14 protein-coding genes, 1 other RNA gene and 2 pseudogenes are annotated in these 11,265 nt (G+C 41.0%); 6 read left to right on the top strand and 11 right to left on the bottom strand.

What is annotated here, in order from left to right; translation table 11 throughout:
* The first annotated feature begins 87 nt into the window (after positions 1-87).
* Positions 88-768, top strand: coding sequence for a uracil-DNA glycosylase (gene ung, locus KZ793_RS01155; RefSeq protein ID WP_225812797.1), 681 nt, complete (start codon positions 88-90; stop codon positions 766-768).
* A gap of 68 nt (positions 769-836) precedes the next feature.
* Here ung and grpE read toward each other — a convergent pair whose 3' ends face one another.
* Complete coding sequence (gene grpE, locus KZ793_RS01160) at positions 837-1,418, bottom strand: nucleotide exchange factor GrpE (RefSeq protein ID WP_225812798.1); 582 nt, start codon at positions 1,416-1,418, stop codon at positions 837-839.
* A gap of 124 nt (positions 1,419-1,542) precedes the next feature.
* Here grpE and nadK point away from each other — a divergent pair, with 124 nt between their 5' ends.
* The 3 genes from nadK (at position 1,543) to bamE (ending at position 4,633) form a co-directional block, all read left to right on the top strand.
* On the top strand, positions 1,543-2,421 hold the full coding sequence (nadK, locus tag KZ793_RS01165) for an NAD(+) kinase (RefSeq protein WP_225812799.1): 879 nt from the start codon (positions 1,543-1,545) through the stop codon (positions 2,419-2,421).
* Between the two features lie 89 nt (positions 2,422-2,510).
* On the top strand, positions 2,511-4,172 hold the full coding sequence (recN, locus tag KZ793_RS01170) for a DNA repair protein RecN (protein ID WP_225812800.1): 1,662 nt from the start codon (positions 2,511-2,513) through the stop codon (positions 4,170-4,172).
* Positions 4,173-4,285: 113 nt separating this feature from the next.
* On the top strand, positions 4,286-4,633 hold the full coding sequence (gene bamE, locus KZ793_RS01175; protein ID WP_049582207.1) for an outer membrane protein assembly factor BamE: 348 nt from the start codon (positions 4,286-4,288) through the stop codon (positions 4,631-4,633).
* Positions 4,634-4,688: 55 nt separating this feature from the next.
* Here the strand turns inward: bamE and KZ793_RS01180 are convergent, their stop codons facing one another.
* Together KZ793_RS01180 and KZ793_RS01185 are read right to left on the bottom strand one after the other, a co-directional pair.
* Positions 4,689-4,982 (bottom strand): RnfH family protein, encoded by a 294-nt coding sequence (locus KZ793_RS01180; RefSeq protein WP_225812801.1) that lies wholly within the window; start codon positions 4,980-4,982, stop codon positions 4,689-4,691.
* The gene (locus KZ793_RS01185) at positions 4,975-5,409 is read right to left on the bottom strand and encodes a type II toxin-antitoxin system RatA family toxin (RefSeq protein ID WP_225812802.1); all 435 of its coding nucleotides are present in this window, start codon (positions 5,407-5,409) and stop codon (positions 4,975-4,977) included. Before KZ793_RS01185 ends, KZ793_RS01180 begins: the two co-directional genes overlap by 8 nt.
* Before the next feature lie 156 nt (positions 5,410-5,565).
* On the opposite strand from KZ793_RS01185, the gene smpB reads away from it, so the two are divergent.
* Positions 5,566-6,048, top strand: coding sequence for an SsrA-binding protein SmpB (smpB, locus tag KZ793_RS01190; RefSeq protein WP_225812804.1), 483 nt, complete (start codon positions 5,566-5,568; stop codon positions 6,046-6,048).
* Between the two features lie 50 nt (positions 6,049-6,098).
* Positions 6,099-6,462: a transfer-messenger RNA gene (ssrA, locus tag KZ793_RS01195) on the top strand.
* 429 nt (positions 6,463-6,891) lie between these two features.
* On the opposite strand, the pseudogene KZ793_RS01200 reads toward ssrA, so the two are convergent.
* From KZ793_RS01200 to KZ793_RS01235, 8 genes and pseudogenes are all read right to left on the bottom strand, one after another.
* A pseudogene (locus tag KZ793_RS01200) lies at positions 6,892-7,168 on the bottom strand (DUF2612 domain-containing protein); the annotation flags it as partial.
* 246 nt (positions 7,169-7,414) lie between these two features.
* Positions 7,415-8,005: a baseplate J/gp47 family protein gene (locus tag KZ793_RS01205; protein WP_225812820.1), complete on the bottom strand. Its 591-nt coding sequence runs from the start codon at positions 8,003-8,005 to the stop codon at positions 7,415-7,417.
* Between the two features lie 174 nt (positions 8,006-8,179).
* A complete protein-coding gene (locus KZ793_RS01210) occupies positions 8,180-8,353 on the bottom strand; it encodes a hypothetical protein (RefSeq protein WP_011147570.1) in 174 nt (57 codons plus the stop codon).
* Positions 8,354-8,501: 148 nt separating this feature from the next.
* A complete protein-coding gene (locus KZ793_RS01215; RefSeq protein WP_225812806.1) occupies positions 8,502-9,035 on the bottom strand; it encodes a hypothetical protein in 534 nt (177 codons plus the stop codon).
* A 342-nt stretch (positions 9,036-9,377) separates the two neighbouring features.
* A pseudogene (locus KZ793_RS01220) lies at positions 9,378-9,740 on the bottom strand (baseplate J/gp47 family protein); the annotation flags it as partial.
* Positions 9,740-10,003: a hypothetical protein gene (locus KZ793_RS01225; protein WP_225812809.1), complete on the bottom strand. Its 264-nt coding sequence runs from the start codon at positions 10,001-10,003 to the stop codon at positions 9,740-9,742. The pseudogene KZ793_RS01220 and the gene KZ793_RS01225, both read right to left, overlap by 1 nt.
* Before the next feature lie 164 nt (positions 10,004-10,167).
* Positions 10,168-10,515: a type II toxin-antitoxin system YafO family toxin gene (locus KZ793_RS01230; protein ID WP_317987433.1), complete on the bottom strand. Its 348-nt coding sequence runs from the start codon at positions 10,513-10,515 to the stop codon at positions 10,168-10,170.
* Between the two features lie 92 nt (positions 10,516-10,607).
* Complete coding sequence (locus tag KZ793_RS01235; RefSeq protein ID WP_225812811.1) at positions 10,608-11,168, bottom strand: hypothetical protein; 561 nt, start codon at positions 11,166-11,168, stop codon at positions 10,608-10,610.
* Between the last annotated feature and the right edge of the window lie 97 nt (positions 11,169-11,265).

Genomic DNA, 11,265 nt, shown 5'->3' on the forward strand with positions numbered 1-11,265 from the left:
AGTTTTAGTGTGCATCAAAGGTTTTCCTCTGATTTTGTAATCGGTAAGCTAACATCCATTTGGTAATCATATAAAAAAGGATTTGCTATGTCCGCACTTCTCACATGGCACGACGTAATCGGTAATGAGAAAAAACAACCCTATTTTTTCGACACACTGGCTTATGTCGCAAAAGAGCGTCAGGCAGGTAAAACCATTTATCCGCCACAACAGGATGTATTCAATGCATTCCGCTACACCGAATTGGCTGATATTAAGGTTGTGATACTTGGGCAAGACCCTTACCACGGCCCTAATCAGGCACACGGTCTCTCTTTTTCTGTGCAACCGGGTATTCCTGCACCACCTTCACTGGTTAATATGTACAAAGAACTGGCATCCGATATACCTGACTTCCAGCATCCAAATCACGGTTGCCTAATCAGTTGGGCCAAACAAGGGGTGTTGCTACTCAATACCGTACTCACCGTAGAACGTGGTAATGCACACTCCCACGCAAATCTGGGTTGGGAAACTTTTACTGATAAAGTCATTGCTGCTATCAACGAGCACCGTTCAGGCGTCGTGTTTCTGCTTTGGGGGTCCCATGCACAGAAAAAGGGTAACTTTATTGATGCTAATAAACATCATGTTCTCAAAGCACCCCACCCATCTCCACTATCTGCCCACAGAGGGTTCTTTGGTTGCAAACACTTTTCAAAAGCCAATGCATTGCTAGAAAAACAAAGCATCGCGCCAATTAACTGGACACCTGAATTGCCACAGTAAAAAAATGCCGCCCCAGTTGGAGCGGCATTGATACTTATTACTGAACTAAAATTACTACTGAGCTAAAATTACTTCGATACGGCTACCATTGCCGGGCGTAACAAACGGCCATTTAAGGTATACCCTTTCTGCATGACCATCATGACATGATTCGGCTCATGCTGATCGGATTCCATCATGGTCATCGCCTGATGAACTTCAGGATTAAAAGGAATATTTGTGTCGCCAACAACTTCAATACCAAATTTACCCACAGCCCCAAGGAAAGATTTCAACGTCAGCTCAATGCCTTCAATCATAGGTGCTATTTCGGTATTAGTACGATCTGCTGCCTCCAAAGCGCGCTCAAGATTATCAATCACTGGTAGCAGTTCATTGGCAAATCTTTCTAACGCAAATTTATGGGCTTTTTCCACATCTTGCTCAGTACGACGACGGATATTTTCAACTTCAGCCTTAGCACGCAAAATAGCATCACGTTCACGCTGCTGCGCCTGCTTGAGCTGTTCTTCCAGCTCTGCGACACGCGGATCAACAACGCTTTCAGTCTCTGATGCTTCTGCTTTATCCGCACTGTTTTGCTGTTCAGATACAACTTCCATATCTTCCGAGACTTGCTCGTCAGGCATTCTTTGTTCTTTACTACTCATGAATATCTCCGCGTATTTGGCATTAATCTCGCTACTTAGCCTATTATGGGGATCTAAATTGGGGATTCAAGGGAACCCGCCGTATTGTGAGGATAAAACCTCTTGCTAGAAGGAAATTATAACGATGAATAAAAAATTCAAATGCATAGGTATTGTTGGTCATCCTCGCCACCCAGAAGCACTTGCTACTCATGAAATGCTTTATCATTGGTTAAAATCCAAAGGTTACTCTGTCATTATTGATCGTCAAGTAGCCAAAGACATTGGTTTAAAAGATGCACGAACTGGCGGTCTGACCGAAATTGGTAAACAAGCTGATTTAGCTGTCGTTGTTGGTGGTGACGGCAATATGTTGGGCGCTGCCCGAGTCCTTTCCCGTTATGACATTAAAGTCATTGGCATTAACAGAGGCAATCTAGGTTTTCTGACAGACTTAGATCCTGATAATGCTTTGCAACAACTTTCTGAAGTATTGGATGGCGAATATCGGAACGAACACCGTTTCCTACTAGAAGCCCAAGTCAGAAGCAACGGCCAAGAACCCCGTATCAGTACCGCAATCAACGAAGTCGTACTCCATCCGGGGAAAGTGGCACATATGATTGAATTCGAAGTCTATATTGATGAACGCTTTGCCTTTTCCCAACGTTCTGACGGGCTGATTATCGCAACGCCAACCGGTTCCACAGCTTACTCGCTTTCGGCAGGCGGGCCAATTTTGACGCCTAATCTGGATGCCATCGTCCTAGTACCGATGTTTCCACATACATTGTCTTCCCGCCCATTGGTTATCAGTAGTGAAAGCAGCATCAGGCTGAAATTTTCCCAAAATAGCAACGATTATGAAGTCAGTTGCGATAGCCAGATAGTTCTACCTATACAAGATGGAGAGGATGTCATTATTAGCCGCAGCAAACAGAAGCTCAATCTCATTCATCCTAAAGACTATAATTACTTCAATACATTAAGTACAAAACTAAGCTGGTCTAAAAAAATGTTCTAAAAAATTTAGGTTTCACCACTTTACTGTATAAAAAACCAGTTTATACTGTATGAAGATACAGAGGTGTTTTTATACACAGGAGAAGTGTGATGCTCACCCAGTTAACCATTAGCAGTTTTGCCATTGTTCGTGAGCTTGAAATTGACTTCCAGCCAGGTATGACAGCCATCACCGGTGAAACCGGCGCAGGTAAATCCATCGCAATTGATGCGTTAGGTTTATGTCTGGGTAATCGTGGTGAAGCCAATATGGTGCGTAGCGGGGCTTCTCGTGCTGATATTTGTGCCCGCTTTTCTCTTTCTGATACGCCTTCTGCTCGAAAATGGTTGGAAAATCACCAGCTTGATGACAGCAATGAATGCTTACTACGCCGCACAATAACGTCAGATGGCCGTTCCCGAGGCTTTATCAATGGCACTGCTGTACCACTTTCCCAATTACGTGAATTAGGTACCCACCTTATTCAAATTCATGGTCAGCACGCCCACCAATTACTATTGAATAATGGTCACCAAAAATGCCTGCTTGATACTTACGCTAATCAATCCAATCTACAAAATGAAATGAAACAAGCATATCAGCAATGGCACCAAAGCTGTCAGGATCTAGCTCGATTCCAACAACAGGCACTTGAACGTCAATCTCGTCAACAGTTACTGGAGTATCACTTAAAAGAGCTCAATGAGCTGGCACCGCAACCAGGTGAATATCAGGAACAAGATAATGAATATAAACGGCTAGCAAACCGTGGTCAGCTATTATCTGTCAGCCAAACTGCACTCCAGTTACTCAGTGATAACGATGAACAAAATATTATCAGTCTGCTGAATTACGCTAAACACGAACTGGCAGAACTCATCACTATGGATGATAAATTCAGCCAATTACTCACTATGCTGGAAGACGCATCCATTCAAATTAATGAAGTCAGCGACGAACTCCGCCACTATGGCGATCAACTGGATATGGATCCAAATCGTCTCTTTGAATTGGAACAAAAAATTTCACAACAAATTAGAGTGGCCCGTAAACACCACGTTGTACCGGAAGAACTTCCTTCACTGCATCAACAATTATTGGAAGAGCAGCAATTACTGGCGCAGCAAGAAGATGACTGCACTCACCTTAGTGAACAGGTTAATAAACACCATAAGCAAGCATTGGAAGTTGCAGAAAGATTGCATCTGGTTCGCCAGCAATATGCCAAAGAATTAAGTGAACTCATTACCCACAGTATGCATCAACTCGCCATGCCTCATGGTTGTTTTACCATTGATGTCTCTTTTGCACCTGAACATCTGAATGCCGACGGTTCAGACAGAGTTGAATTTAATGTCACCACCAACCCTGGTCAACCCCACCAATCTCTCGCAAAAGTCGCTTCAGGTGGTGAACTTTCCCGTATTGCGTTGGCAATTCAGGTTATAACAGCTAAAAAAATGGAAACATCCGCTTTGATTTTCGATGAAGTGGATGTCGGTATCAGCGGTCCAACAGCTGCAATTGTCGGCCGTCTGTTACGTGAATTAGGCGAATCTACACAGGTTATGTGCGTCACCCACCTGCCTCAAGTAGCCGGTTGTGGTCACCAACATTTTTATGTCAGTAAACAAACTGACGGTGAAGAAACTGAAACTCAAATGCAGCTGCTGGATAAAAAAGCCAGATTACAAGAGCTGGCGCGGCTTCTCGCAGGCAGTGAAGTCACAAAAAATACCCTGGCAAACGCCAAAGAGCTGCTAGCAGCGTAATTTGATACAACTTTTGCGTATATTTAAGGTCATAGCTAAAGCTTGTAAAGGTTTTCAATCTCGTCAAGGTCTATTATTATCAACACCCTGACTCCTAAAGGAATGTAATTACCATGCGCTGTAAAATGTTGACTGCCGCTGCTGTATCATTCGTTATGCTGACTGCGGGTTGCTCTACGTTAGAACGGGCTGTTTATCGCCCTGACATTAATCAGGGAAACTACCTAACACCAGCTAGTGTATCAAAAATCCACAAGGGAATGACCCAGCAACAGGTAGCTTACACATTAGGAACACCAATGTTACAAGACCCGTTTGGGACTCAAACGTGGTTTTATGTATTTCGTCAACAACCTGGGCACGAAAAAGTGACTCAGCAAACTTTGACCCTGACATTTGACAGTAATGGTGTACTGACTGACATTAAAAACGAAAATTCACTTACCGAAGATCTTCAATAACCCAAAAAATATAGACAGTCAGTCAAAAAAATAGATCGCTGACTGTCTATGATAATTATTGAGCATTATTTTTAGCCCGCTCAGCACGCTTACGACGCATTTCTTTTGGATCAGCCAATAATGGGCGGTAAATTTCCACCCTATCACCCTCTTCCAAAATATCCGTCAACTTGACAGGACGGCTATAAACTCCGACTTTATTCTTTTGCAAATCAATATCATTACGCAAAACCAACAAACCTGATGCAACTATTGCCTGCTCAACAGTTGCGCCTTGAGCCAATTTCACCGTACGCAGATATTGGTGATCAGGCAATGCATAAACAACTTCGACATTGATATCAGACACGATAAACCTCGCGTGCACGCAAAGTAAAAGCCTGCACCATACTCCCGGCCAGTTCCTTAAAAATCTTACCAAAAGCCAATTCAATCAGTTTATTAGTGAACTCAAAATCAAGGTGCAATTCAACTTTACAGGCATCTTCACTCAATGGTATGAACTGCCAGCCTCCCATTAACTTACGAAAAGGCCCGTCGACCAGTTGCATATTAATGCTTTGGTTATCGGCCAGAATATTCCGGGTAACAAAGGTCTTGCTTATACCCGCTTTCGAAACATCGACTGATGCAGTCATTTCGTTATTGCTAACACTCAACACACGACTGCCAACACACCCCGGTAAAAAATCCGGATAAGAACCGATATCATTGACCAATTTGTACATTTGTTCCACGCTGTAAGGTACTAACGCAGAGCGACTAATCTGTGGCATATAATTTCCTGTAAGGCTTAATTGTAGCAAATAATATCACCTATACGTGATCAAAGAAAAATCTGTCAGCATATAATGCAATAAACACTCATTAATCAGCAAATATGAGCGGGAAAAGATTTCTTTCACCAAAGCATTCAGTATAATGCATACACTATGACAAAGAAAAAAGCACACAAACCCGGTTCGGCAACCATTGCCATGAATAGACGAGCTCGTCACGAATACTTCATTGAAGAAGAATTTGAAGCGGGTCTCTCGTTACAAGGATGGGAAGTCAAATCGCTGCGCGCTGGTAAAGCCAACATCAGCGACAGTTACGTTTTGCTCAAAGATGGCGACGCTTATCTTTTTGGTGCCACCATCACCCCATTAAATGTAGCTTCTTCCCATGTCGTCTGTGATCCAATGCGTTCACGCAAACTCTTACTTAATCAGCGCGAACTTGACTCATTATATGGTCGAGTCAATCGTGAAGGTTATACCGTTGTTGCCTTATCTCTCTATTGGAAAAATGCTTGGTGCAAAGTCAAAATTGGCGTAGCGAAAGGCAAAAAGGCACACGACAAACGTTCGGACATCAAAGAACGTGAATGGAAATTAGACAAAGCACGTATTATGAAGAATTCCGGACGATAAATTCTGGTATTATAGTTTAGTATTCTGATATACTTGCGTTTAAGACACTTGGGGCTGATTCTGGATTCGACGGGATTCGCGAAACCCAAGGTGCATGCCGAGGGGCGGTTGGCCTCGTAAAAAGCCGCAAAAAAATAGTCGCAAACGACGAAAAATACGCACTAGCAGCTTAATAACCTGCGCAGAGCCCTCTCTCCCTAGCCTCCGCTCTTAGGACGGGGATCAAGAGAGGTCAAACCCAAAAGAGATCGCGTGGATGCCTTGCCTGGGGTTGAAGCGTTAAATCTAATCAGGCTAGTTTGTTAGTGGCGTGTCTATCCGCAGCTGGCAAGCGAATGTAAAGATTAGACTAAGCATGTAGTACCAAGGATGTAGGAATTTCGGACGCGGGTTCAACTCCCGCCAGCTCCACCAAATAAATCAAGGGGTTACACTAAAGTGTAGCCCTTTTTGTTTGCCCAATGTCCACTTTGCGTCCACCTATTTTATTTTTATGGGCATCAATGAACACTACCTGCACCTCCACATTCCTTCTGGCTCACCACTGAAACTACTTAAGATGGCTTGAACGTAACCCTATGCTTATTAATGAATTAAAAGTAATTTAATTAATGCTTTCACTTTTTTCCTTGTCATAATGCAAAAGGAGAAGACAATTTCAGTTCTGTATGCCGAGCCTTTCACCAAACTGTTTTCAGTAGACTTTGTTGCAATTTCGTTATAGTTCCCATCTTTTGCGAACGGAACAGTAATAAGAGTAGGCTTTTCAGTTGATTTCACTTGTTAGTATCCTTTGAACGATTGAGACACTAACACCTGCCGGATATAGCAGCGCTCCTGATGGTTTGGTATAGTGCAGTCAGATATATTTGGCATAACTTTCATCATAATCAGCTTTCGATACATCTAATCTGATAACAGTCAGCCTCCTGCTAACATTCACTATTTTTCCCCACACATCCAGCCCATACGTGTTTGCCGTGTCAATATTCCCAATCAGGTCGTAAAATGTATTAATAAATTCAGCAGAGGAAACAGCGGCATTGAAATTTCGAATAAGTGAGCTGAGTTTTGGGCTAGCGGCATACTGAGCAAGAATAGTTACTTCCACATTTTCCATTTATGAGTCCACTAATTTCACGGATATATTATCAGCATCAAGCGTTGGGATTTCATCAATACCAAAAGTAACTGATGTTAAATAAGTAGTACCGTCACGGCTAAGCGTAATATTGTAAATATCAACACTCGATATATCTATGTTATAAACACCTGAATAATATCTACCAGCAAATAATGTAGATGCTATTCTTACTCGCGTCCCGCCATCTTCGCCGTTAAATGCTTGAGCTATAGCTGATTTAACTTATGTTTCAATATCAGCAGGAAGGTAATCGCTATCAGCAAGTGAGACATCAACATAAACACGAATGGGCGTTGGTATCACATATTTAATTTCATATTCGGGGTAAGGCTGAACATAGTTTTCATCATCCACAATTGTGTGAGTTATATTCCCGTTCGTAGGAATACTTGGAGGTTTTTTCTTCCAGATTGCTCTAGCGACATCCTCAGTCTTTCCTCCATACACAGCAATATAAAGAGAGTTCGGTGCTATTTTGTATTTTGATACCCCGACTGTTTTTACTACCGAAGTATCATTTGAAATAACGTATGAATCTGCTACCCCATTTACTGCTAATATTGCCGCATAAATGGCATGTAATGAGTTTGTCGCATTTTTAGCAACAGATTGTTTACGACGATACTCAAAATTAGCACGAGTTTCCTCATCTGTGCCAGGTACGCCAGCACTCGCATTACTGATACCAGACCAGCCTGGTACCGAGCTATAAATCGTGTTCAAATCATCAATTTGACATGCTAACGGCCCTGTTGTTGAGTTTTGGAAAACAACATCAACAGAGCCGCTGTCAGGGATCTTAGCCTCTGTTATTGAATGATATAATTTCCAGAATCATCTAACGTTAAATCCCATGATTTGATATTAAGAAGAAATGAGCGAATTTGCATTTTCGATCCTTATAGAAATAAAAAAACCGCAATTAAGCGGCCAAATATGAAAAAACCCGTACTGTGGGCGGGTTTATTGATTACTACTCAAAAAATTTTAGGCGGCTTGGCGATGATTCTTACGCTTTCCTTGAAGCTCAACTTTTGGCTTATGCTCAAACATTTTTGGGGCAGCTTTTATCAACAAGTCAATAGCCCCGCCCACAGCAGTATACACCTGCTGCGTATCAAATTTTTTGATATCTTTAATGGCTGCTTTCTGCTTTGACATAATGACTCCTAAGAGATTTTCTCTCCAATAGCTTAGCCCATAAGGGGTATTCACATTAACAAAGTTTTCTCTTGCACAAAAAACAGGCTAATACTTGTTAGTCTCCGTATGCTATCACTATAAACTCTAGTGTCTAGTCTTTTTTTCATCAATCTTTGATTGCCTTGAATATTGTTTCAAACGTATCAATATCAACCTCCATAATGTAACCACATTTAATCATGTTAAATCCATAGGACGCGTAATAGGAGATTACTTCTTCAACAGGCTCAATGATCCGGATATATTTACCCTGTGTAGATTTACAAAACATGTAAGCAGCCATCAGGGTAAGTTGAAACATTTTCCCATTTAAAGGGTGTTTTGCGTCATCACGATAGAAGTTCTCTATCATATGAATCTCAAAACTTTCCTCATCAATGGAATACGTACATAAAGCTAGCCCAGAAGGAGGCCCTTGCACATTTCCACACTCTACCAGCTTTAAGCAAAATTCAAATTTATCTTCTCTGTTTCCTATCCTAGACAAACATTCATCCCAATTTAGTTCGCCGTATCCGCGAGAAAGGATTCTATAATCATCATCAGAGATATCCCCTACAGCAAGGTTAAGCTTAAGCTCATCAACAATAATCTGCATGCTATTTCTTACCACATGCCCGATCTGCTCAAGATTAAACATTCTTTATATCTCTCATTTTTAATTGGTTGATGTATCTTACAGCTTTTTGTGATTATTTTATATGCTACTTAACTCTTCTTGCCATTAAAATGTGCACTATTTAACAATGACAAGTGAGTTAACAATTAACCCTAAGCTAAGAATGTCTATATCCACCAGTATGACTAAGGTTTATAATTTACTGTTCTCTATTAATCTATGGTATGTCATTAAGCTTGGGCTCTCTGAGTTAGTACCAAGAGGCAATTTACCTTATTTTATTCTCTAAACTTCAGCTAGAATAAATAATGTTGGCTTCAATGTGATTAATTTTATAGTACAGAACAACTGCTTCTATCTCTTCACAGGAATGACAGTATTGACCAGCCCGGTACATGTCGCCGTTACAGTCGTTCCTGATGCCGGGATTCGGTCAAGAAAATAAATTCGTCCGATAGCATCTTGGAAACGTCCGGTTGCATAATCCGGGTTAATTTGATTGACGATAGCAAGTAACTGATCGTTCTTGTCAGCAATGATAGCCGCATCACTCATTGCTATTTGACCCTGCGGTGTTGTTAAACTGGTACTCATTGCACCGCCCATTGCTGTAGCCAAATCATTTAGCCGCCCATTTAAAATATCAACTTCGGCGGGTACAGTTAGACCAGTCTTTGTAAATGTTACGCTAGGAACACTTGTTGTCAGTACTACAGAGTTAGTCATCAGAAATTTACCACCGCTGATTGATTATTCGTGTCCGTTATTGTCATCGTGCCCACAATAGTGCTTTCGTCCCCGCTTATAGCTTTACAAATGGCAGACTGAACATAAGGTAACTTCATTGCTTCTTGTTGCATTTTGCTGTTAATTAATTGAATTCCGGGCCAATAACCAAGAATGCGCTGATAATAAGGAAGACCTAATGTTGTGTCGTACCAACACTCTCCCAGATATGTACTACAGGCACAAGCGACATCCTGAGCCACAGCATAAGGGTTATCAGTAATAGAGATATTTCCAGAATCATCTAACGTTAAATCCTATGATTTGATATCAAGAAGAAATGAGCGAGTTTGCATTTTCGATCCTTATAGAAATAAAAAAACCGCAATTAAGCGGCCAAATATGAAAAAACCCGTACTGGGCGGGTTTAGTTATTATCTCTGAAATCCTGAGCTATTCTTGCTAGATAACTCATTATCTTGGGATTCCTGGCTTTCCCATGAACATCAGGATGCATTATCGCCAATAAGGAATATTTGTTTTCTTCCAAGAGACCTTGAACATATACCAGACAAGCATCGTTTTCTGGGCTATTTGATTTACACGTTCTATAATACTGAACCCTGTTTTTAGGAAATGAATCAGGCGGAAAACAAAGATGAATATGCATCATACATGATTTATATGCTGCTTCTGGTTGAGTATAAGCAACATCCCTACCAAAATAATCAGGGACTTCTCCAGTTTCTTTATAGTGTTTAAAATCTCGCAGAATAGCCTGCTCAAGATCTGGGTGCTTTAGGAAGACGTCATCAAAAAATCTTTCCTTGTATACTTATTTATTGATACGTCCACTTGTTCCATTTATCACCGAGTAAATGAAAAATTTCCAGACTCAATCTTTTTGGTTGTATAGGCAGCTAACTCTGATAGAGCAGCTTTATTTATATCGCTTTTATAAATATTAGGCAAAGTAAATAATTGACGAGAAAAATCATTAAGACGAGTTATCTCAAATCTGGCCTTTGCTATAGATCTCAGATACATCCTCATTTCTTGTTTTTCTTCATCAGGTCGATCTTGCTTCAACATAGCTTTGAGCCCCTGCTCAAATCCTCTTATTGTGGTTTCGCAAGCCTTATTAATTTCTATATCGTTTTGAAGCATAATACCACGGACTTGACTTTCATCAAGACTTAAGAGATTTAAATAATATTGGCTAATTTCATTAGCTAATGAATCAACAATCTCTCTTCTTTCTTGGTATTGAGCTTTCAAATCATCCAGACTACAGATAGTTTCACCTACTTTAAAACTAAGCATACTGCAACCGTCCTTCGAATCCACATAACCAGCAGCAAATGAAGGAACAGACAGCACTCCTCCAAATAAAACTACGGCTAAACAACTCTTTAGTGATAGATTCATGACGTTCTGCCTTATCAAATAGCTTGTTATAGTGAGTCACAAACAGTCATAATGTGTCACTATATTCCATATTAAACCATATATGGACGTCCCCGGT

This window comes from Photorhabdus antumapuensis, assembly GCF_020387775.1.
Taxonomy (GTDB): Bacteria; Pseudomonadota; Gammaproteobacteria; order Enterobacterales; family Enterobacteriaceae; genus Photorhabdus; species Photorhabdus antumapuensis.